Origin of the sequence: Amycolatopsis circi, assembly GCF_003385235.1 — a bacterium.
GTDB classification, from domain to species: Bacteria; Actinomycetota; Actinomycetes; order Mycobacteriales; family Pseudonocardiaceae; genus Amycolatopsis; species Amycolatopsis circi.
Window position 1 is genome coordinate 81,419 of record NZ_PQIA01000014.1, and the last position, 21,848, is coordinate 103,266.

The 21,848-nt window shown below is 69.4% G+C and carries 20 protein-coding genes; 7 read left to right on the top strand and 13 right to left on the bottom strand.

Features of this window, described 5'->3' with window-relative positions:
• Positions 1-8: 8 nt before the first annotated feature.
• From D0D37_RS07815 to D0D37_RS07830, 4 genes are all read right to left on the bottom strand, one after another.
• A complete protein-coding gene (locus D0D37_RS07815) occupies positions 9-1,286 on the bottom strand; it encodes an aminotransferase family protein (RefSeq protein ID WP_116199853.1) in 1,278 nt (425 codons plus the stop codon).
• A gap of 24 nt (positions 1,287-1,310) precedes the next feature.
• On the bottom strand, positions 1,311-2,750 hold the full coding sequence (locus D0D37_RS07820; protein WP_116199854.1) for an aldehyde dehydrogenase family protein: 1,440 nt from the start codon (positions 2,748-2,750) through the stop codon (positions 1,311-1,313).
• Between the two features lie 257 nt (positions 2,751-3,007).
• Positions 3,008-3,553: a TetR/AcrR family transcriptional regulator gene (locus tag D0D37_RS07825; RefSeq protein WP_116199855.1), complete on the bottom strand. Its 546-nt coding sequence runs from the start codon at positions 3,551-3,553 to the stop codon at positions 3,008-3,010.
• A gap of 147 nt (positions 3,554-3,700) precedes the next feature.
• Complete coding sequence (locus D0D37_RS07830; RefSeq protein ID WP_116199856.1) at positions 3,701-3,985, bottom strand: alkylmercury lyase; 285 nt, start codon at positions 3,983-3,985, stop codon at positions 3,701-3,703.
• A 180-nt stretch (positions 3,986-4,165) separates the two neighbouring features.
• On the opposite strand from D0D37_RS07830, the gene D0D37_RS07835 reads away from it, so the two are divergent.
• Entirely contained in the window at positions 4,166-5,302 is a 1,137-nt protein-coding gene (locus D0D37_RS07835) for an FAD-dependent oxidoreductase (RefSeq protein WP_116199857.1), read from the top strand.
• On the opposite strand, the gene D0D37_RS07840 is transcribed toward D0D37_RS07835, so the two are convergent.
• From D0D37_RS07840 to D0D37_RS07855, 4 genes are read right to left on the bottom strand one after another with little or no spacing between them, the layout of a single operon-like run.
• Complete coding sequence (locus D0D37_RS07840) at positions 5,289-6,227, bottom strand: GNAT family N-acetyltransferase (RefSeq protein ID WP_116199858.1); 939 nt, start codon at positions 6,225-6,227, stop codon at positions 5,289-5,291. The genes D0D37_RS07835 and D0D37_RS07840 overlap by 14 nt on opposite strands.
• A gap of 12 nt (positions 6,228-6,239) precedes the next feature.
• Positions 6,240-6,917 (bottom strand): cysteate racemase, encoded by a 678-nt coding sequence (gene cuyB / locus D0D37_RS07845; RefSeq protein WP_116199859.1) that lies wholly within the window; start codon positions 6,915-6,917, stop codon positions 6,240-6,242.
• Entirely contained in the window at positions 6,914-7,918 is a 1,005-nt protein-coding gene (gene cuyA / locus D0D37_RS07850) for a D-cysteate sulfo-lyase (RefSeq protein WP_116199860.1), read from the bottom strand. The genes cuyB and cuyA overlap by 4 nt, the downstream gene beginning before the upstream one ends.
• Positions 7,919-7,955: 37 nt before the next feature.
• Positions 7,956-8,612: an IclR family transcriptional regulator gene (locus tag D0D37_RS07855; protein WP_116199861.1), complete on the bottom strand. Its 657-nt coding sequence runs from the start codon at positions 8,610-8,612 to the stop codon at positions 7,956-7,958.
• Positions 8,613-8,763: 151 nt separating this feature from the next.
• On the opposite strand from D0D37_RS07855, the gene D0D37_RS07860 reads away from it, so the two are divergent.
• Complete coding sequence (locus D0D37_RS07860; protein WP_116199862.1) at positions 8,764-10,635, top strand: FAD-binding monooxygenase; 1,872 nt, start codon at positions 8,764-8,766, stop codon at positions 10,633-10,635.
• A gap of 52 nt (positions 10,636-10,687) precedes the next feature.
• Here the strand turns inward: D0D37_RS07860 and D0D37_RS07865 are convergent, their stop codons facing one another.
• A complete protein-coding gene (locus tag D0D37_RS07865; protein WP_116199863.1) occupies positions 10,688-12,124 on the bottom strand; it encodes an alpha/beta hydrolase in 1,437 nt (478 codons plus the stop codon).
• A 73-nt stretch (positions 12,125-12,197) separates the two neighbouring features.
• Positions 12,198-13,358, bottom strand: coding sequence for an epoxide hydrolase family protein (locus D0D37_RS07870; RefSeq protein WP_116199864.1), 1,161 nt, complete (start codon positions 13,356-13,358; stop codon positions 12,198-12,200).
• A gap of 82 nt (positions 13,359-13,440) precedes the next feature.
• Between D0D37_RS07870 and D0D37_RS07875 the strand changes: the two genes are divergently transcribed.
• Positions 13,441-14,016 carry a CGNR zinc finger domain-containing protein gene (locus tag D0D37_RS07875; protein WP_116199865.1) on the top strand — a complete coding sequence of 192 codons (576 nt, stop codon included), beginning with the start codon at positions 13,441-13,443 and terminating at the stop codon, positions 14,014-14,016.
• 86 nt (positions 14,017-14,102) lie between these two features.
• Here D0D37_RS07875 and D0D37_RS07880 read toward each other — a convergent pair whose 3' ends face one another.
• Positions 14,103-14,435: a hypothetical protein gene (locus D0D37_RS07880; RefSeq protein WP_162834121.1), complete on the bottom strand. Its 333-nt coding sequence runs from the start codon at positions 14,433-14,435 to the stop codon at positions 14,103-14,105.
• Between the two features lie 198 nt (positions 14,436-14,633).
• Between D0D37_RS07880 and D0D37_RS07885 the strand changes: the two genes are divergently transcribed.
• From D0D37_RS07885 to D0D37_RS07895, 3 genes are read left to right on the top strand one after another with little or no spacing between them, the layout of a single operon-like run.
• A complete protein-coding gene (locus D0D37_RS07885) occupies positions 14,634-15,431 on the top strand; it encodes a helix-turn-helix transcriptional regulator (protein WP_116199867.1) in 798 nt (265 codons plus the stop codon).
• 32 nt (positions 15,432-15,463) lie between these two features.
• Entirely contained in the window at positions 15,464-16,579 is a 1,116-nt protein-coding gene (locus D0D37_RS07890; RefSeq protein ID WP_116199868.1) for a WD40/YVTN/BNR-like repeat-containing protein, read from the top strand.
• On the top strand, positions 16,576-16,881 hold the full coding sequence (locus D0D37_RS07895) for a MoaD/ThiS family protein (protein ID WP_116199869.1): 306 nt from the start codon (positions 16,576-16,578) through the stop codon (positions 16,879-16,881). The genes D0D37_RS07890 and D0D37_RS07895 overlap by 4 nt, the downstream gene beginning before the upstream one ends.
• Positions 16,882-17,839: 958 nt before the next feature.
• On the opposite strand, the gene D0D37_RS07905 is transcribed toward D0D37_RS07895, so the two are convergent.
• Together D0D37_RS07905 and D0D37_RS07910 are read right to left on the bottom strand one after the other, a co-directional pair.
• Positions 17,840-18,178, bottom strand: a complete 339-nt coding sequence (locus D0D37_RS07905) for a DUF3140 domain-containing protein (protein WP_116199932.1) — start codon at positions 18,176-18,178, stop codon at positions 17,840-17,842.
• A 5-nt stretch (positions 18,179-18,183) separates the two neighbouring features.
• A complete protein-coding gene (locus D0D37_RS07910; RefSeq protein ID WP_116199871.1) occupies positions 18,184-18,966 on the bottom strand; it encodes a FadR/GntR family transcriptional regulator in 783 nt (260 codons plus the stop codon).
• A gap of 54 nt (positions 18,967-19,020) precedes the next feature.
• Between D0D37_RS07910 and D0D37_RS07915 the strand changes: the two genes are divergently transcribed.
• Complete coding sequence (locus D0D37_RS07915) at positions 19,021-21,804, top strand: FAD-binding and (Fe-S)-binding domain-containing protein (RefSeq protein WP_116199872.1); 2,784 nt, start codon at positions 19,021-19,023, stop codon at positions 21,802-21,804.
• Positions 21,805-21,848 lie beyond the last annotated feature (44 nt).

Below are 21,848 nucleotides of genomic sequence, written 5' to 3' on the forward strand. Positions count from 1 at the left end.
TCCTCCGTTCAGCTCGCCGCGGCCGCGACGTGCTTGCACAGCACGTCGGCCAAAGTGTCGATCTGTTCCTCGGTGATCACCAGCGGCGGGGACAGCACGATGCTGGTCCCGGACGCGCGGACCACCACGCCGTCCGCCCGGCAGCCCGCCTGCACCGGCGCGGTGGGCTGGTCGGCGAACTCGATGCCGAGCATCAGGCCGACCCCGCGGACCTCGCGCACGTGCGGCAGTTCGGCGAGCGGGTCGAGCCGCGCGCGCAGCCGGGCGCCGAGGACAGTGGCGCGTTCGAGCAGGTTCTCCTTTTCGATGAGGTCGAGGTTCGCCAGCGCGACCGCCGCGCCGACGGGGTGGCCGTTGTAAGTGAAACCGTGCAGGAACGTCGCTCCTTCGGCGAGTTCGAGCACCCTCCGTCCAATGAGGACCGCACCCATCGGAATGTACCCGCTGGTGAGCCCTTTCGCGGTGACGATCATGTCCGGTTCGACGCCGAAGTGCTCGCTGCCGAACCAATGTCCGGTGCGACCGAACGCGGTCACGATCTCGTCCATGATCAGCAGAATCCCGTGTCGGCGCAGCACTTCCTGCACGCGCGGCCAGTAGCCCTCCGGCGGCGGAACCATCCCGCCGACGCCGAGCACCGGCTCCCCGATGAACGCGGCGATCCGGTGTGCGCCGATCTCCTCGATGCGCTTTTCCAGCTCCGCCACCAGAAGGTCAGTCGCATGTGGACCGTGCTCGAGGCCGTGCGGTTTGCCGAGCCATTCGACGTCCGGCAGCAGCGGACCGTACCCGGCCCGCAGGCCCTCGATCCCGGTCGCGGCCAGCGAAGCGCCGCCCATGCCGTGGTAACCGCCGTGTCGCGCCAGCACCACCGTGCGCTCCGGAGAACCGGCGTGGTGGAAGGCGAGGCGGGCGAGTTTGATCGCGGTTTCGTTGCCCTCCGACCCGCCGTTGGTGAGGAAACCGCGTTCCATTCCGGACGGAGCGAGCGACAGCAGGCGTTCGGCGAGGCGGATCGACGGGGCGTTGGAGTAGTCGCCGAAGGACGAGTAGAACTCCAGCTTGCGGATCTGCTCGGCGGCGACGTCGGCGAGTTCGGCGCGGCCGTGGCCGACCGGGCACTGCCACAGGCCGCAGGTGCCGTCGATGTATTGGTTGCCTTCGGTGTCCCAGAGCAGCGCGCCCTCGCCGCGGTCGAGGACGAGCGGTTCGGCCGGGGCGCCGATGACGGTGTGCGGATGGATGAGGGTGCGCTGGTCGGCGGCGGGGAGGTCAGCGGTGGTCAAGGCGGATTCCTTTCGGGGAGCGGTTCAGAACCGCAGAGCGACAGCTTTGGTCTCGGTGTAGGCGTCGATGCCTTCGGCTCCGCCTTCGCGTTCCTGGCCGGAGTTCTTCTGGCCGCCGAACGGCAATTCCGGACGCACGGGCGCCGGGTCGTTGACGCCGAGCACGCCGAAGTCGAGCCGGTCGAGCGTGCGCCAGATGCGGCGCAGATCGGTGCCGAACACGTAGGCGGCGAGGCCGTAATCGGTGGCGTTGGCCAGTTCGATCGCTTCGTCGTCGGTGCGGAAAGTGGCGACGGCGAGCACCGGGCCGAACGTTTCCTCGTGGCTGATGAGCATGTCCGGCGTGACGTCGACCAGCACGGTGGGCTCGAAGAAATGGCCTGGCAGCGCGGAATCCGTCCACCGGTTGCCGCCGACGAGCACGCGCGCGCCCTTGTCGACCGCGTCCGCGACCTGGTTCTCCACCTTCGTCAGCCCGGCCTCGTCGATCAGCGGCCCGATGCTGGTGCCCTCGGCGTCGCCCCGGCCGACCTTCAGCGCTGCGGTTTTCTTTTCGATCAAGGAAAGCAGGTCGTCGCGGACGCTTTCGTGGACGTACAGCCGGTTCACCGCCGTGCAGCTCTGCCCGGCGTTGAAGAACTTCCCGGCGACGACTCCCGCCGCGGCGGCTTCGAGGTCGGCGTCCTCGAACACGATCGCCGGCGAATGCCCGCCCATTTCGAGCGACGTGCGGCGGAGGACGTCGCCGGTCTGGCGCAGCAGGCCCAATCCGACTTCGGTGGAGCCGGTGAAGCTGACCTTGCGCAGGCGGCGGTCGGCCAGCAGTTCGCCGACGAGTTCGGCGGGCCGGGTGGTGGTCAGCGACTGCAGCACGCCGTCGGGCAATCCAGTGTCCTGCACGATTTCCAGCAGCGCGGTGGCGATCAGCGGCGTTTGCTCGGCCGGTTTCGCGATGACCGGACAGCCGGCCGCAAGCGCGAGCCCCACCTTGCGGATCAGCATGCTGGCCGGGAAGTTCCACGGCGTGATCGCGAGCACCGGGCCGACCGGCGCGCGCAGCACGAGCCCCGGACCGGCCGCGTTCGCCGGGGTGACCCGACCGTACGCGCGGCGGCCCTCCTCGGCGGCCCACTCCAGCATCCGGGCGGCCCCGGCCAGTTCGCCGTTCGCTTCGGCGAGCGGTTTCCCGTTCTCGCGGCTCAGCAGCGCGGCGAGTTCGCCTTGTCGCGCGCGGATTCCGGCGGCCGCGGCGCGGAGGTGTCCGCTGCGGGTCTCCGGGTCGGTGTCGGCCCAGCCGCGGGCGGCCTGCGCGGCCGCGGCCAGTGCGTCCCGCGCCTGATCGGGCCGCGCGTCGGCGGCCTGGCCGAGGACGGCGAGGCTCGCGGGATCGACGACGTCGAACGTCGCCGGGGCGGAATGCCAGCGGCCGTCGATCAGCAAGGTCGCGGCGGCGGTGTCGGGCATCGGTACGCCTTTCGGGTCGGCGGGTTCGGGATGCGCCGAGTCTGACCCCAAGGTGTTGATTAAGTCAACACCTAAATTTCGGCGAAAATCCCTGCCGCACAACAAAAACCGCACCGCTCTATCCCGCGCCTGGCGTCGTCCGTGAGGGGAACCCTGAGGGACTCTGAGTCCCTCAGGGTTCCCCTCACGGACCCGCGCTGCCGGGGTGGGAGCGCTGCCGGGGTTGGAGCGGTGCCGGGGTCGGAGCGGTGCCGGGTTCAGCGAGCCACGGCGGCGAGCAGGCCACGCAGGGCTTCGAGCGCCGGACCCGGATCGACGTCCGGGTCCGCCGCCTGGTGCAGGAACATTCCGTCGAGGGCGTAGAAAACGAGCTGGGCCAGCCCGCCGTCGGCCGACAGTTCCTTGCCGACCGCGGCGAGATAGCCGTCGTAGAGCCGCCGGACGATCGGCCGCAATTCGGGCCGCCGCGCCGCTTCCACGACCAGCTGGTACTGGAACACTTGCAGATCCGCGCTGTCCCGGAAACGCTGGCGCACCTCGGGACCGTCCGCGTAGACGCCGGTGCGGGCCCCGATCAGGCCGTTTTCCGCGCTTTCCTCCAGCACGAGGTCCAAAGAGGACTGGAGGAGGTCGTCGATCGAGGAGAAATGGTGCTGGACCGCGCCGGTGGTGCAGCCCGCCGCCCGGGCGACCGCACGGTAGGTGAGACCGCGCAGCCCTTCCGAAGCGACCACGCCGACCGCCGCCCGGCGCAGGGCGAGCTTCGTCCCGGTCGGGTCGTCCGGGGTTCCGGACCGGCTCATCCGCACCTCCTCGGCTTCGTTCGGGGTTCAAGCTACATTACATCTGTAATGTCGGCTAGAGCTGCGTGGCCGACACCGGTGTTCCGGGCGGCAACTCGCGGGGAACAGCGATTTCCGGTCAGGCCTTTACCGTGTCGCAGCGCCGATTCAGCCGCGCTTCGAAGCCAACGCGGCGAGCACTCGCTCCCGGGTCGGCACGTCGAGCCGGCACGCGTCCCCCGCGACCGGCCCGGCCGTCCCCATCACGTCGAGGCCGTCGACCAGGATCGTCGGCGAGCGGTAGCGGCCGACGCGTTCGACGATCGTCGTGTCGAGGCCGCTCTCGGCGAGGCAGCCGGCCACCAGGGACCGGGCCGCCTCGGCGTTCGGGCAGTCCGGGGCGGTCAGCAGTTCCACCCGCGTCCCGCGGATCTCCGGCCCGGTCGCGCACATGTGTCCAGCGTAGGCGGAAATCGGTCCTTGACAATCCGCTTCCGGAAAAAGCTATGGTGGCCAAGGACGTCGAAAGCCACGGCCCGGTAGGTAGTCCGGGCGGCGCGCCGCGCTCGTACTCGCACCTTTCCGGTGCGTCCAGCACGTCCCCTTGCTCCGTGTCCAGAAGGGGAATTCGCTGTGCCTGGAAAACTTCGCGTCCTGATCATCGGCGCCGGTGTCGGCGGGCTCGCGCTCGCCCAGGGATTGCACCGTGCCGGGGTTGCCGTCACAGTCTGCGAACGTGATATCTCAACGGTCGGGCGACTGCAGGGGTACCGCCTGCGGATCGACTCCCACGGCCTCGACGCGCTCGACCGCCTGCTCCCTGCGAGGCTCAGCCAGGCGGTGTGGGATGCCAGTTCGACGCCGTCGCGTACCAACTACCTCAACGGGACGCCGCCCGAGGAGCCTGTCGAGCGCAATGTCTCGATCAACCGGCTGACGCTGCGCGAGATCCTTCTGCACGGACTGGACGACGTCGTCGAGTTCGGCCGCGAGTGCACCGGATATCGCGTGGACGACACCGTCACCGCGACCTTCGCCGACGGATCGACCGCGTCCGCGGACGTCTTGGTCGCCGCCGATGGCGTGAATTCCGTGCTACGACGGCAATACCTGCCGCACGCGCGCGTGGTCGACACCGGCATCCGCATCATGTACGGCCGCTTCCCGCTCACCCGCCAGACCGCCGAACTGATCCCCGACGAGTGGTTCGGGATCTACCACGGGCTCCTCGGCCCGGACCGCCTGCACGTCGGGATCGCCCCGGTCCACTCCCGGCGTCCGGCATCGCTGCCCGGCCTCACCGACACCAGCGACTACGTGATGTGCCTGCTCGCCGCCCGCACCGAACTGCTGCCGTATTCCGACGACGAACTCAGCGCCGCCACCGGCTGCCAACTGCGGGATATGACCGTTTCCTTGGCACGCCAGTGGAATCCGCAAGCGAGCGAACTGCTGTCCCTCGCCGATCCCGAGACGTTGTTCCCCATCTTCATGCGCACCAGCGTGCCGATCGAGCCGTGGCCAACCACGTCCGTAACGCTGCTGGGCGATGCGATCCACGCGATGAGCCCAGCGGTCGGCGTCGGAGCGAACACGGCTCTGCGCGACGCCGAACTGCTCGCCGCGAAGCTCACCGAGGCCGGTACCGATCCTCTTCCGGCGCTGCGGGAGTACGAGACGGCGATGATCGGCTACGGCTTCGACGCGGTCCGGACGTCCGCGAAGTTCGGGGCGCTGCGGATGGGCCAGCCCCCGCTCACGCAGGCTTGAGCAGCGGAACATCCCGGGAGGCCTCGCTGAATCCGACGCTGTAGTACAACCCCCGCGCCGACGGATGTCCAGGCGCGCCAAGGCAAGCGACCGTCGCGTGGGCGGCTCCGGCCGCCCGCGCGCGGTCCATGCCGTGCAGCAGCATCGCGCGGCCCAGTCCGAGCCGCCGGTAGTCCGGATGCGTGCCGACCGGCTCGAATTCGACCGTCTTGTTCGCCTCGTCGAGCCACATGATCGCGGACGCCGCCATCGTCCCGTCCGGTGCTTCGACCAGGACGTGCAGGTCGCCGCGGTACGCCGGGGTCGTGCGGACGCCCTCGTAGCTCTCCGGCGTGTACGCGGTCACACCCCAGGCGTCCACATGAGCCTGGACAGCTGCCTCCGGTCCGGCCTCGGCGGCGGTGCGGAAGCGGAATCCGTCCGGCAGCACCGGCGTTTCGAGCACCTCGAGGTCGCGCTCGTTCAGCTGCGTCCAGGATCCGGTGTCGCCGAGGCCGTCCGGGTCGGGGCGGTAGCCGTTCGCGGCCCAGCGGTCCAGGCCGAACTTGTCGGCCGCGCCGGGCAGCACGGTGCGTTCGAGGCCGTCCGCAGTGGCGTCGAACCAGTCGATCACCTCGTCGACCAGCTCGGCGTGGTCGGGATGGACCTGATATGCCAGGTAAGCACCGGTGACATCTTTGACCGAGCCGTCGTTGAGCCGCACGCTCCGGGGCAGTTGCGCCCAGCCCCATGCGACGAGGTCGTCCCCGGCGAACCACAGCCGGCGGACCCAGCTCGCCCCTTGCGCGGCCTGCCCTTTGCCCCAGTTCCAGGCCAGCTCGCCGTAGGAGGCGTCGCTGTTGACCAGATCCGGGCGGACGGCGGTGATCCGCTGCGCGAGCCCCTGCATGAGAAGCACATCCGCGGCGGTCAGCAGATCAGTCATGGCCGGACTCTGTCAGGCGGACGGCCGGGCGTCGACCGGTTTTCCGCCGCAGCGGCGGATCATCGCGTCGGCGAGCAGGTCGGTCGGGTCCAGCACCCCGGACGCCTGCCTTGCCAGCAACGGAAGTTCCGTGCAGGCCAGCACGGACAACGGCGCGTCGACCTCCGCGAGCGCCCGATCGAAATGCGCCGCTCCGCCCGCCAGGTCGCCGCGTTTCACCGCCGCCACCGCTGCGTCCACAGCCGTCTGCCCGGCCTCAGACGGCAGCGCCCACTCGATCTTGGGTACTCCCCGCTGATACAACCCGGCGGCGATCGTCCCGCGAGTGCCGAGGAGCCCCACTGGGCCTTTGCGTCCGGCGAGGAATTTCGCCGTTTCCGCGACCATGTCCACGAACGGCACTCCGCTGTCCGCGGCCAACCGCGGCAGGAAGAAATGCGCGGTGTGGCACGGAATCGCAATCACGGACGCGCCGAGATCGCGCAGTTTTTCCGTCCCGGCAAGCAAAGCCGGATACGGGTCGGTGCTCCCGTCGAGCACGGCGGCAACCCGGTCCGGCACCGTCGGATCCGCCCAGATCGCCACCCGCAGATGGTCTTGGTCGCGCTCAGCCGCGGTGCGCGCGATGAGCTTCGCGTAGAACTCCGCCGTCGCCGCGGGCCCCATGCCGCCGAGGATGCCCGCGATCACTGGAACGTCGACCGGTAGCCGAACAGCCCCACGGCGCCGCCGGTGTGCACGAACACGACGGTGTCGGTCGCGGCGAACCGGCCTTCCTCGATCTCGCCGAGCAGCCCGGCGAACCCCTTCCCCGAGTACACCGGGTCCAGCAGGATGCCCTCGGTCTCGGCGAGCAGCCGCACCGCGTCCACCATGGACTGGGTCGGCACGCCGTAGCCCTCGCCGACCCAGCGGTCGTCCACCAGCACGTCGTCGCGGGAAACCTCGGCGCCGATCAGCTCCGCCGTCCGGCTGGCGAGCCCGTGCACCGCGTCGATCTGCCGCGCTTCCGGCTGCCGCACGCTGACGCCGAGCACCCGCGCGGGACTGTGCACCGCGCGCAATCCGGCGACGAGCCCGGCCTGCGTGCCGGTGCTGCCGGTCGCGTGCACGACCCAGTCGACCGGAATCGGCGCTGCGTCCAGCTCCAGCGCGCACTGGACGTAGCCGAGCGCGCCGATCGGATTCGACCCGCCGCCCGGGATCACGTACGGCCGCCGTCCCTCCGCGCGCAGCTTCTCGGCCACCGTTTCCATCGCCGCTGACATATCAGTTCCGGCCGGTGCCCGGTCCACGATCTCCGCCCCGAGCAATTCGTCGAGGAGCACGTTGCCGGAGTTCTCGTACTCCTCGTCGCGCACCTGTCGTTGTTCCAGCAGCAACTTGCAGCTCAATCCGGCGCGCGCGGCGGCCGCGGCGGTCTGCCGGGCGTGGTTGGACTGCGTCGCGCCCTGGGTGATCAGCGTGTCGGCACCCTGCGCGAGCGCGTCGCCGACGAGGAATTCCAGCTTGCGCGTCTTGTTGCCGCCGGTCGCCAAACCGGTGCAGTCGTCGCGTTTGATCCAGAGGTCCGGTACGTCCCGCTGGCGTTCGCGCAGCCGCGCGGTGAGCCGTTCCAGCGGTTCGAGCGGGGTCGGGAAGTGTCCGAGCGGGAAGCGGGCGAAGCGCGTCGTCTGTACCACGGACGCCATCGTGCTTCCCCGGCCCGGCCGCTGTCCACCACGTCCGTCACGGATGCAGCTCGGCCCGGATCACCTGCGCCGCCTGAGCCAGCCGCTCCCCGATCGCAGAGATATCAGCCGGACCGGTCAAATACACCACCGCCAGCGCCGCCGGATGCTGCCCGGGCACCGCGAGCGGCACCGCGATCGACGACAGCCCGGGGATCACCTCGTCATGACTGGTCTCGTACGGCGCTTTCTCCCCGCGCAGCTGCTGCAGGATCGCGCGACCCGGTGCGCCGTCGGTGATCGGATGCCGGCTGCCCGGCCGCTGCGCCACCGCCGCCGTCGCCTGCCGCGGCTCGACGCTGGCCAGCGTGACGACGGAATCCTCGCCGTCGAGCGTCGCGAGGAACGCCGTCATGCCCAGTTCGTTCGCGAGCACGGTCAGCTCGGGCAACGCGGTCGACTGCAGGTCACGGGAAACGTTGCGCGCCAGCGCCGCCAGCCGCGCACCCAGCTCCAGCTCGCCGTTCGCGCCGCGCACGACGAGGCCGTGGTCCTCGAGGGTGCGCACGATGCGGTAGGTGATCGACCGGTGCAGCCCGAGCCGCGACGCCAGCTCGCCGATCGACAGCGGCACGTCGGCCTCGGCGAGGACTTCCAGCGCGGTGAGCCCGCGCGACAACGTCTGCGACCCGGCCGCTTGCTTGGCTTCCGTCACGACTCGGTCCTTCCCCGCGGGGTCTTGTGCACCGGAGCGGCCCACCTTAGCATCGATGTACTCAATAATTGAACAACGAGTTCTATTATCGAACACGGTCCCTCTTGGTGCTTCACCGCGCTCCGGTGCTCACAGCGAAGTGAGGAAACTTATGCAGTTCCACCACCACGGCTACGTTTCCGGCGAACCGCGCGTCCTGCCCGCCGCCGGCACCGGGATCGACCGGCCCGCGGAACTGCCGGACGAGGTCGACGTGCTGATCGTGGGCACCGGCCCGGCGGGCATGATCACCGCCGCGCAGCTGTCCCGGTACCCGAACGTCGCCACGCGCATCGTCGAACGCCGCGGCGGGCGGCTCGAAGTCGGCCAGGCGGACGGGATCCAGGCGCGCAGCGTCGAAACGTTCCAGGCGTTCGGGTTCGCGAACCGGATTGTCGAAGAGGCGTACCGGATCACCACGATGTCCTTCTGGAAGCCCGATCCCGCCAACCCGAAGCGCATCGTCCGCTCCTCGCGCGTTCCCGACGACCCCACCGGGATCAGCGAATTCCCGCACCTCATCGTGAACCAGGCCCGCGTGCAGGACTATTTCGCCGAGTGCATGGCCCACTCGCCGAGCCGGATGACGCCCGATTTCGGCCTGGAATTCCAGTCGCTGGCCATTACCGAGGGCGACGAATATCCGGTGACCGTCACGCTGCGGCACACCACCGGCCCGCGCGCCGGCGAGGATCGCGTCGTTCGGGCCAAGTACGTGGTCGGCTGCGACGGCGCACGCAGCGCGGTGCGCGAGTCGATCGGCCGGGAACTCGTGGGCGACCAGGCTTTGCACGCGTGGGGCGTGATGGACGTCCTCGCCGTCACCGATTTCCCGGACATCCGCACGAAATGCGCCATCCAGTCCCACGACGGCGGCAATATCCTGCTGATTCCCCGCGAGGGCGGCGCGCTGTTCCGGATGTACGTCGATCTGGGCGAGGTGCCGGAGGACGATCACGGGGCAGTCCGGAAGACGACCATCGACCAGATCATCGCGCGTGCCAACGCGATCATGCACCCGTACACTGTGGACGTTAAGAATGTGGCCTGGCACAGCGTGTACGAGGTCGGCCACCGCCTCACCGACAAATTCGACGACGTTCCCGTCGGCGATACCCGGCTGCCGCGCGTCTTCATCACCGGCGACGCCTGCCACACGCACAGCGCGAAAGCCGGACAGGGCATGAACGTCTCGATGCAGGACGGGTTCAACATCGGCTGGAAACTCGGCCACGTCCTGGACGGGCGCGGTCCCGCTTCGCTGCTCGCCACCTATTCCGCGGAACGCCAGCTGATCGCGAAGAACCTCATCGACTTCGACAAGGAATGGTCGACGCTGATGGCGACCCGGCCAGAGGACTTGGCCGATCCGGCGGAGCTGGAAGAGTTCTACGTGAAGACGTTCGAATTCCCGTCCGGGTTCATGACGTGCTACCAGCCTTCGGTGCTCGTCGCCGCATCGGACCATCAAGATCTGGCGACCGGTTTTCCGATCGGCAAACGCTTCAAGTCGACCCCTGTCATGCGGGTCTGCGACGCGAACCTGGTCCACTTAGGACACCATGCACAGGCGGACGGTCGTTGGCGCATCTACGTTTTCGGACCCGCCGCCTCGGTGGCTGACTTCGCCGACTGGCTGGGGAATTCCCCGGACTCGCCGGTCGTGGCCCACACGCCGAAGGATCTGGACGTCGACGCCTGGTTCGACGTGAAGGTGATTTACCCGCAACCGTACGAGGACATCGATCTCGGCGAGGTGCCGGAGATCTTCCTCCCTCGCACCGGCCCCTTCTCGCTGATCGACTACGAAAAGGTTTATGCGGCAGACCCGGCGGATGACATCTACGCCGCTCGCGGAATCGCGCCCGAGGGTGCGGTCGTGGTGGTCCGGCCGGACCAGTACGTCGCGAACGTCCTCCCCCTCACCGCGACCGCCGAACTGGCCGCGTTCTTCGCCCCCATCTTCAGCGCCGAATGTCCGTGAGGGGAACCCTGAGGGAATCAGAGTCCCTCAGGGTTCCCCTCACGGACCTTGGTCAGGAACGTTCGGCCGGGCAGAAGCGGTCGCGGGACGGGAAGTTTCCGTCGACGAGGTATGCCGTCGCGGTGTCGTTCAGGCACTTGTTCGCACCAGCACCGTAAGCGACGTGTCCGCCCTGGTCGGCAGTGACCATCCGGGCCCGGTCGCCGAACGCCCATCGCGTGCGCAGCGCCCCGGGCAACGGCGTCGCCGGATCGCGGAGGTTCTGCACCATGAGCACGTTCGCCGGTCCGTCGCCGGTGATCCGCACCTTCTGCTCCACCGGCGCGGGCCAGTACGCACACGCCCGGATATTGGCGGTGTAAGCGCCGTACATCGGATACCGCACCCGGTCGATCTCGACGTTGCGCTGATAGGTCCGCACGGACGTCGGCCACTGCGAATCCCCGCAGATCACCCCGAGGTAGCCGACCGGGAAGCTGCCGCGATCATCGGCCTTCGCCGCGGAGTCTCCCGGAAGCGGCTGGTGCGTGTCGAGCAGATGCCAATACGTGGCAAGCTCTTTGAAGCTGCCGTCGTTCCGGAGATCCCCGGACGTGAAGCCGCGAAACGCCGTCCCGTCGAACCCGGACTCCGGCTTCTTATCGAGCCGATCGGCCAGCTCGTAGTACTTCGCCGTCACCGCCGCCGGAGTGGTGCCTAGGCGGTAATCCTGGTCGTGCTTCGCGGCATACTTCGCGAAATCGGGGAATCGCAGCTGGAACCCCATGCCTTGCGCCCGCAACGCCGCGACGTCGTATCCCTCCGGCGGCAGACTGCTGTCCAGCACGACCCGGTCGGTGCGCTCCGGGAACAAGGTCGTATACACCGCCCCGAGATAGGTGCCGTACGACTCGCCGTAATAGGAAACCTTCGCCTCGCCCAAGGCTTCCCGGATCCGGTCCATGTCGCGCGCCGTGTTGGCGGTGGTAATGAACGGCAACAGGTCGGCAGTCTCCGAACTGGTGCACTGCTTGGCGATCCGCTTCGCCAACTCGGCCGACTTCGCCACCTCCGCCGGGTTGTGCGGATAGGGCGGGTTGGCCGCGACCGCCTTGTCCGCGTCATTCAACCCGCAGGTCAGCCCCGCGCTGGAACCGATCCCGCGCGGGTCGAATCCGACGATGTCGTAACTGTCCCGCACCGCCTGCGGAAACGGCTGCACCGCCGGAACGCGCAACCCGGCCAGACCCGGCCCGCCGGGATTGACCAGCAGCACCCCGCGTCGCTTCTCCGGCTTCGCTGCGGACAGCCGAGACACCGCCAGGTCGATCTTCCGCCCGTCCGGATGCCGGTAGTCCAGCGGAACAGCCACAGTCGAACACTGCAAGCCGGGCAATTGCCCGCCGCCTGGGCACGCGCCCCACCGCAACGGCCCAGCCGACGCGGGAGCCGCCGACACCACCCCCGCCAGTGCCGCGACGGCCAGCGCGATCGGCATGGTCTTTCGCATTCAGCTCTCCTCTTCGGATCGGAGTTGCCGATTCACCACACCAGCCGGCGGCCCGACCGACCCCTGCCATTTGTCACCCCACGGCACGCAGCACCGCGGCGAGCCCCTCTCGCAGATCCCGGACGAAGCAACCTGGCACCTCCAGCGACGGGAAATGCCCGCCCCGTTCCGGTTCCCGCCACCGGACGATCTGCCGGAACCGCTCCTGCGCCCAAGGCCGAGGGGTCTTCTCAGTGTCACGGGGGTACATAGTGATGGACGCCGGAACGTCCACCCGCAGCTCCGGATCCAGCGAATTGTGGCTCTCGTAGTAAATCCGGGCCGCCGACGCTCCGGACCGCGTGAGCCAATACAACGTGACGTCGTCCAGGACGCGATCGCGGGAAATAGTCTCGAATGGACTGTCCACAGTGTCCGACCACTCCGCGAACTTGTCCACGATCCAGGCAAGAAGCCCGACCGGCGAGTCGACGAGCGAGTAACCGATGGTCTGCGGCCTCGTCGCCTGCTGCTTCGCATACGCCGCGCGATGCCGCCAGAAATGCCGGGTCTCCTCAGTCCACCTGAGTTCGTCCGCCGTCAGGCCGTCCGTCGGCAGTCCGGGCGGACCTTCCGCGAACAACGTGTGGACGCCAAGAACCTGCTCCGGAAACCGGCCAGCGAGAACGGTGGTGATATTGCCGCCCCAGTCGCCGCCGTGCGCCAAGAACCGGCGATACCCGAGCTTCCCCATCAGTTCCACCCACGCGGCCGCGATCTTCTCCGTCCCCCATCCGGTACTGGTCGGTTTGTCGCTGTACCCGAAGCCCGGCAACGACGGAGCCACGACATGAAACGCCGGCGCGCTGGCGTCTTCCGGGTCCGCCAATTCGTCCACGACATCGACGAACTCGGCAATGCTGCCCGGCCACCCGTGCGTCATGATCAGCGGAGTGGCGTCCGCGCGCGGGGACCGGCGGTGCAGGAAGTGGATTCCCAGACCGTCGATGGTCGTGCGGAACTGGCCGATCCGGTCCAGTCGTTCCTCGAACGCCCGCCAGTCGTACTCGGTGCGCCAGTAGTCGACGAGATCGACCAGATCGGCGAGCGGAACGCCTTGATCCCATCGGCGCGGACCGCGCACCGTCTCGGTCTCCGGAAGCCTCGCCGCGGCGAGCCGAGCCCGCAGATCTTCGAGGTCAGCGTCGGTCGCACGGGCTTCGAATGCTTGTACGTCGCTGGTCAGCGAGGTCACGAGTCCTCCTCAGTCGTTTGGAACCGGCTTAGACGGTTCTAGCAGTCGCCCGCGTCCGAGCGCAACCGGCTAAGCTGGTTCCATGCCTGCCGCGTTCCCTGACTTCCGCCTCGGCACCGTGCTCGCGACCAGCTTCACGGCGACCCTCACCGAACGCCGCGGCGACGCGGTCGAGCGCATCCCGACACCGCAGCGGCTCGCCGATTGGCTGGCGGTGAGCGGCCTCGCCGTGGACGCCTGCACCACCGCCCAGCTCGAACTCGCCCGTGACCTGCGGGAGTCGATTCACGCCGCCGCGACCGCGGCCGCGCTCCACGAAGCCCTCCCCGCGTCCGCCGTCCAGGTCATCAATGACCGCAGCGCTCAGGGCCGGGCCGCGGCGGTCCTGACACCCGACGGCGAACGGCGCTGGCAGCTCAGCTCGGCGACCGCCGTGGAAGACGCGCTCGGCGTGATCGCCGCCGACGCGATCAGCATCATCTCCGGCGAACGCGACGGAAAACTGGCCTTGTGCGCTTCGCCGACCTGCCAAGCCGCCTTCTTCGACACCAGTCAAAGCCGAACCCGCAGGTGGTGCGAAATGAACACGTGCGGGAACCGGCAGAAGAAGGCGCGCTTCACCGCGAACCAGCGAAAGAACCGCACCGCAGTGGAGTGAATGCGAGCAACCATCGCGGCCGATCCGCGCTGAACACTGGTTTCGGGCAGCTGCGAAAGCGAGTCGCCGAATACCCGAGCTAAAGCTCACAATAGAGCCATGACCAGCGAAAACCTGGCGACCACGTCGAAGAGCTGGAAGCCGCCATCGGACGCCCCTGCCCGGCGATCACGCTGAAGCAGCTCGACCGTCTCGACGAAGGCTGCGAAACGATCCTGGTGCACTCCCCGTTCGCCGGCTGCGGCTACCGGCACACCACATTCGTCGGCGGCACACCTGGTTTCCTGCACCTCCGGCTCGCCGACGCAGATCTCCTTCGCGTTGCCCGCCCATGCCCCGGAACCGGTGATCGACCAAGGCATCTCTTTCGTGATCCTCTTGCCTGGTGTCGGCGGCTGCCCACGCTCGGCCGTCGTCATCGATCTGGAGGACGACTGACGCCCGAACTCTCGGCTCCCGGACTCAACGATCACCCACCGTCGCAATAGCTCGCCGACGACCGCACACCCGCGCCGCCAGCCCGCCCTCCGCCGTCGTCATCGAGCTGCGAGACGGCTGACGCCCGGAATTGTCGGTGCCCGGATTTACCATGACGGCACATCCGAGGAGGTGTGCACATGCGGGACGCCGTGCTCGAGGCGGCGAGGTTCCTGGCCGCCGGACGCACCCGGCAGCTCACGCTCGAGGACGTGGCCGACCACGTCCGGTACAGCCCGTTCCACCTGGCGCGCGCGTTCGAGCGGGAGATCGGCCTGCCGCCAGGGAAATTCCTTGCCGCGCAACGGTTCCAGCTCGCCAAGGAGTTGCTGCTGGACACCGGCGAGAAGGTGGTCGACATCTGCCACGAGGTCGGGTTCTCCGCGCCGGGCACGTTCACCACCCGCTTCACCGCGGCGGTCGGGGTGAGCCCGCACCAGTTCCGGCAGCTGCCCGGCCTCCTCGCCGAGCACCCGCCGGAACCGGTGCGGGTGGCCGGCCCGGACTGCGCGGGCGGGGCCGTCACCGGCCGCGCGCTGCTGAGCCCGGCCGCGGTCGCCGCGCTCGACGGGGCCCCGGCGGTGTACGTCGGGCTGTTCGCCGGGTCGTCGGCGCGCGGCGTCCCGGTCAGCGGCTCGCTGCTCGGGCCGGACCTGGAGTTCACGCTCGTCGACGTGCCCGCGGGCTCCTACCGGCTGCTGGCCTGCGCGCTGCCCTCGGCCGCCGGTCCGCGCGCGCAGCTCGCGCCGAGCGTGCAGGCGGTCGGCGCGGCCGCCCGGCCGGTGCGGATCCGGGCCGGGCCGGTGCCGCTGCGCCAGGACGTCCGGCTGGAGGTCGCGCCCGCGTGGTCGCCACCGGTGCTGGTCGCGCTGCCGCCGCTGGCGTCGGCGGGAGCGCAAGAATGGAGAGGCGGCTCCCGGCTGGCGAGATTAGGTTGAACCAGGTCACAGCCCGTTGTCAGGGAGAAACCATGCCTGGAGTTCGAGTATTGGTCGGCACGCGCAAGGGCGCGTTCATCCTCACCTCGGACGAGGGCCGCACGCGGTGGGAGGTTGACGGCCCGCACTTCGGCGGCTGGGAGGTCTACCACCTCGCCGGCTCGCCCGCGGACCCGGACCGGCTGTACGCGTCGCAGTCCACGTCGTGGTTCGGCCAGCTGATCCAGCGCTCCGACGACGGCGGGAAGACCTGGAACCAGGTCGACCACGAGTTCGGCTACGAGGGCGGGGCGGGCGAGCACCTCTGGTACGACGGAACGCCGAAGCCGTGGGAGTTCACGCGGATCTGGCACCTGGAACCGTCGCTGACCGACCCGGACACGGTGTACGCGGGCGCGCAGGACGCGGCGCTGTACCGCAGCACCGACGGCGGGAAGAGCTGGCGGGAGCTGACCGGGCTGCGCAAGCACACGTCCGGGCCGGGCTGGCAGCCGGGCGCGGGCGGGCTGTGCCTGCACACGATCATCCTCGACCCGCGGAACTCGAAGCGGATGTTCGCCGCGATCTCCGCCGCGGGAGCGTTCCGCAGCGACGACAGCGGCGAAACCTGGCAGCCGATCAACCGCGGCCTGCACTCCGACGGCATCCCGGACCCGGACGCCGAGGTCGGCCACTGCGTGCACCGGATCGCGCTGCACCCGTCGCGGCCGGACGTGCTGTTCATGCAGAAGCACTGGGACGTGATGCGCTCGGACGACGCGGGCGAGAACTGGCGGGAGATCAGCGGCAACCTGCCGAGCGACTTCGGTTTCCCGATCGCGGTGCACCCGCACGAACCGGAAACGGTGTACGTGGTCCCGATCCGCAGCGATTCCGAGCACTACCCGCCGGAGGGCAAGCTGCGCGTGTACCGCAGCCGCACCGGCGGCGACGACTGGGAACCGCTCACCAACGGCCTGCCCCAAGAAAACTGCTACGTGAACATCCTGCGCGACGCGATGGCCGTCGACTCCCTCGACGAGGCAGGCATCTACTTCGGCACCACCGGCGGCCAGGTCTACGCGTCGAACAACGCGGGCGAGAGCTGGGCCCCGATCGTGCGCGACCTGCCCGCGGTGTGCTCCGTCGAGGTGCAGACCCTGCGATGACCACCGTCGTGCGCGTCAAGCTGCCCACGCACCTGCGCCGCCTGGCGAAGGTCGAGGGAGAGATCCAGCTGCCGATCGAAGACCCGCCAACCCGGGACGCGCTGCTGGACGCGCTGGAACGCACCTACCCCCAACTGCGCGGCACCGTCCGCGACACGACCACCGGCAAACGCCGCGCGTTCGTCCGGTTCTTCGCCTGCGAAGAAGACCTGTCGAACACCGCCCCGGACACCGCCCTGCCCGCCCCGGTCCTGTCCGGAGCCGAACCGTTCCTGATCATCGGAGCCATGGCGGGCGGCTGACCACGAACCACCGGCCGAGGGGAAGAACCCCGGGCCTCGGTGCGTCCCGGGGGCGCACCGAGGCCCGGGGGCTTGTTCGGCTGCCGGGCCGGATTTTGCGGGGCTACCGGAGCCGCTCCGCCCACGCCGGTCGCCGCCGAGTTCGCTTGGCCGAGCCCTCGTGCCGGGCGCAACACGCCAAGTCGCTCGCACCACGCCGAACGCGTTGACGCTGCGGTTGATCCGCCCAGGCCTTTCCCGCTACCCAGCCCCGTATTCTTCTGCTCGCCGCTAGACCGCGCGCAACGAAGCACTTATGCCCGGCTCGCTCGAACGGCTCGCCAACGCAGCACGGCCCGCACTCACCGAACTGGGCCTCAATCCGGGCGCGAGCCGAGACCAGCTCACCGTCAAAGCACCCGACCTCCGCACACCAGCACATTCGCCCCGAACCTCGCCAGCTCCCCTCGCGGCAAGCCAGACCGCTGCCGGGGTCTCGCGCATCGGACGGAAGGCAACTCGCCGACGGCGCACCGCGCGCCGGAGCCCGGCCTGCAACAACCAGTTCCGTCAGCGCGATCACGGCGGACTCGATCCTGGCCAGCGCCGGGCTCAAAGCACCCAAACGCCTGCACACCAGCGCCGGGTCTCGCTGGATCCCATCGCGGCAAGCGCTTCCGCGAGTCCAGACCGCGGCCAGGTTCCGGCGCTCCGGACCCAAGGCAGCTCACCGGAGCGCCAGCAACCGCGTGCCGGAGCCCAGCCCGCGAAACCCAGTTCCGTAGTCACGATCGCTGCAAGCCAGATCCCAGCCAGCGCCGTGCTCGCTCCCGCTGGGCATGTTCCCCCATGCGGCCTTCGATGCCCACACACCCAACGCCACATGGCAGCGACCCGCAGCGGCCGAAGCCTCCCTCGACGTGCCCGCCAGAGGGTTCGCCAACCCTAAACTGCCCGTCTCCCCAGCCAATCGGCAGAATCAGCCCCGTACCGGCTTCACCGGGTCGTGGCCCAGCGACATCAGCCCCTGCCGCCACCCGGCGTCGCCCGCCACGGGCTCCAGGTCGTCTCGGCGCGAGGCGTGCACGCGGTCCACGACATCGCGCATCACCTCGACGTCGCTCTCGTTCACGTCCGACTTCCGCTTGCCCAGGATCGACAGCACCTTGCGCCCCGTAGCGGGCCCCGCCTGGTCCGGCAGGGGTTCGGTTTCCGGTCCGGCTTCCCGGGTGCGCAGCCAGTCGCCCAGTTCCCGCGAGGTCATGTTCACCACCCGGTGGAATTCCGTCCACAGTTCCTCGTCCACGTGCGCGGACACCTCGATCACCTCCCGGCGTCGTCTTCGGGAGTCCGGTTACCCGGACCGCGAGACGGCAAACCCGGGAGCGTCGAGTCCACATAGGACCAGGCCCGCGCGGCGATTCGCGCCAGGGCGGCACATCCTGGTTCCGGAGTGCCCGTCCGGACGGCCGAAGCGATCGTCCGGTGGTCCTCCCAGGACCGGGAAAGGTCGCCGTGTTCGGTGAGTTCCTCCAGGAGCCGGTCGGCCATCAGGCGGCGCAGCGGGACGCGGATCGCGAGCATGCTGCGCAGCAGGATCCGGTTGTGTGCGGCTTCGGCCAGCGCGACATGAAACTCCGCGTCCGCCTCCAGGAAGCGGTCTCGGTCGGTCGAAGCCGCCGCCATCCGGTCGACCAAATCGGTCAAAACCGCCAGCTCGGCGGCGGTCCGGCGGCGGGCGGCCAACTCGATGACGGTCGATTCGACCGCTTCCCTCGCCTCGACCAGCTCGCGATACTCGGCCACGTCCGAAGCGCCCAGCTGCCACGGGACGAACCGGGCCGCCGAAGGTTCCAGCACGAACGTTCCGACACCCTGGCGCGTCTCGACCCACCCGCGCGCCTGCAGCGTCCGGACTGCTTCTCGGACGGTCAGCATCGACACCCCGGCCGAGGCCGCGAAGTGCCGCAGCGACGGCAGCGCGGTCCCGGGAGGCCAGTCGCCGCCGAGGATTTTGCGGGTCATCTCTTCGACCAGCGAGTCCACCACGCTGACCCGCCGCACCCGGGCCAGCTCCGGCGGCGGCCCCCTCCGTCCCGAGGTCATCGCGTCAGCGTACGGATTGACGGCACTGTTTCAAACACCTAAATTCAGGCCGGGATGCCCACCGAAACCGATCTGCTCGCCGACCTCAGCGCGAACGTCCGCGGCGAGGTGCACGCCGACGCGCGCCGTCGCGCCGAGTACTCCACTGACGCGTCCAACTACCGGGTCGTCCCGCAGGTCGTCGTGCTGCCGCAGGAGACCGACGACGTTCTCGCGACCCTTGAGATCGCTCGCCGCCACGGCGTGCCGCTGACCAGCCGCGGCGGGGGCACGTCGGTCGCGGGCAATGCGATCGGGCCGGGCCTCGTGCTCGACTTTTCGCGGCATCTCAACCGCATCGTCGACCTCGATCCGAAGGCGCGGACCGCGGTCGTCCAGCCTGGTGTCATCCTCGCCGACCTCCAGCGGGCCGCCGCGCCGCACGGGCTGCGCTTCGGTCCCGACCCGTCCACGCACGCCCGCGCGACGCTAGGCGGCATGATCGGCAACAACGCCTGCGGTCCGCACGCGATCGCCTACGGCCGCACCGCCGACAACGTTCGCGAGTTAAGTGTGGTCGACGGCACCGGACGCCGGTTCATTGCAGGTCCGTCCGACGCGGTGCCGGGCCTCGCCGAGCTGATCGACACGCGGCTCAGCTTGCTGCGCACCGAATTCGGCCGGTTCAGCCGCCAGGTCTCCGGCTACTCGCTGGAACACCTGCTGCCGGAGAACGGCCGGTCGCTGGCCCGCACGCTGGTCGGCACCGAAGGCACCCTGGCCGTCACGCTCGAAGCGACCGTCGACCTGGTCGACATCTCCCCCGCGCGGCTGCTGGTCGTGCTCGGCTACCCGGACATGGCGACGGCCGGCGACGTCGTGCCCGGGCTGCTGCCGCATCGGCCGCTGGCCGTCGAAGGGCTCGATGCCCGGCTGGTCGACCTGGTGCGCCACCACCGCGGCGAGGTGCCCGCGCTCCCGGACGGCGGCGGCTGGCTGATGATCGAGGTCGGCGGCGAGACGGAAGCCGAGGCCCGCCACAACGCCGAACGTCTCATCAAGGACTCCCAAGCACTCGACCACGTCGTACTGGCGCAAGGCGCCGAGGCCGCCGCGATGTGGCGGATCCGCGAGGACGGCGCCGGGCTGGCGGGCCGGACTCCGACCGGTGAGCAAGCGTGGCCCGGGTGGGAAGATGCCGCCGTCCCGCCCGAACGGCTCGGTGCGTATCTGCGGGATTTCGACGCTCTCCTGGACGAATTCGGCCTCGAAGGACTCCCCTACGGCCACTTCGGCGACGGCTGCGTGCACGTCCGGCTCGGCCTGCCGCTCGAACGCGACGCGTCGGTGTTCCGCGCGTTCCTGACCGCCGCCGCCGACCTGGTCGTCGGCTACGGCGGCTCGTTCTCCGGCGAGCACGGCGACGGCCGGGCGCGCGGCGAACTGCTGCCGAAGATGTACTCGGCGGAAACGATCGAACTGTTCGGCGCGGTCAAAAACCTCTTCGACCCCGGCGACCTCCTCAACCCGGGCGTAGTCGTCCGGCCGCACCCGCTCGACACCGATCTCCGCCGCCCGCAAGCACATCCGCTTCCCGTAGTCGCGGGCGGTTTCTCGTTCGCGCACGACGGCGGCGACTTCACCCGCGCCGTGCACCGCTGTGTCGGGGTCGGGAAATGCCGTGCCGACAACCGTGCGGCCGGCGGTTTCATGTGTCCGTCTTATCTCGCCACTCGCGATGAGAAGGACAGCACACGAGGCCGGGCCCGGGTGCTACAGGAGGTCGCGAACGGCTCGCTCGTGTCCGGCTGGTCGGACGACGCGGTGCACGAGTCCCTTGATCTTTGCCTGTCCTGCAAGGCCTGCGGCAGCGACTGTCCGGCCGGAGTGGACCTGGCGCAGTACAAATCCGAAGCCCTGCACCGGAAGTACCGGCATCGGATCCGTCCCGTCTCGCATTACACGCTCGGCCGGTTGCCGGACTGGATCCGCCTGCTGCACCGGATCCCGGTGCTCGGTCCGCTCGTCGTCAACGCACTGATGTCGATCCGTCCGGTCGAGAAGGTCCTGTTAGCACTGTCCGGAGTGGACACTCGACGGCACGCGCCGAGGTTCGCCCGAAGCTCGTTCACCCGATCCCGGCGCAGGATCCGCGAGCAGGGGCCGGAAGTGGTGCTGTGGGCGGATTCCTTTTCGGACGGCATGGACACCGACGTCGCCGAAGCCGTCGCGGCCGTGCTCGCCGACGCCGGGTACCGCGTGCTCGTCCCGCCGCGCCGTCCGTGCTGCGGGCTCACCTGGATCACCACCGGTCAGCTCGACACCGCTCGACGCAAGCTCAGCGATCTCGTGCACACGCTGCGCCCTTACGCGCGGGCCGGGCTTCCGATCGTCGGCGTCGAACCGTCGTGCACGGCCGTCCTGCGGTCCGATCTGCTGGACCTGTTCCCGGACGATCCGGACGCCACCACAGTTTCCGCCGCGGTCACGACGCTCGCAGAACTCCTCGCCAAGACAGACGGCTGGCAAGCACCTGACCTGTCCGGCGTGAAAGTGGTCGTACAGCCGCATTGCCACCATCATTCGGTGCTGGGTTTCGAGGCGGATCGAGCCTTGCTCGCCGAAACCGGAGCCGAACTCCGGACTCTCGCCGGCTGCTGCGGCCTGGCCGGGAACTTCGGCATGGAACGCGGCCACTACGACGTTTCCGTTGCGGTAGCGGAGAATGCACTGCTTCCGACACTGCGGGAGAACCCGGACGTCGTCTTCCTCGCCGACGGTTTCTCCTGCCGGACGCAAGCCGATCAGCTTGCCGGAGTGCGCGGTGTCCACTTGGCACAGTTGCTGAAACGACGCTGACGCCGACCGCGGAAATGCCGTGAAGGGAACCCTGAGGGACTCTG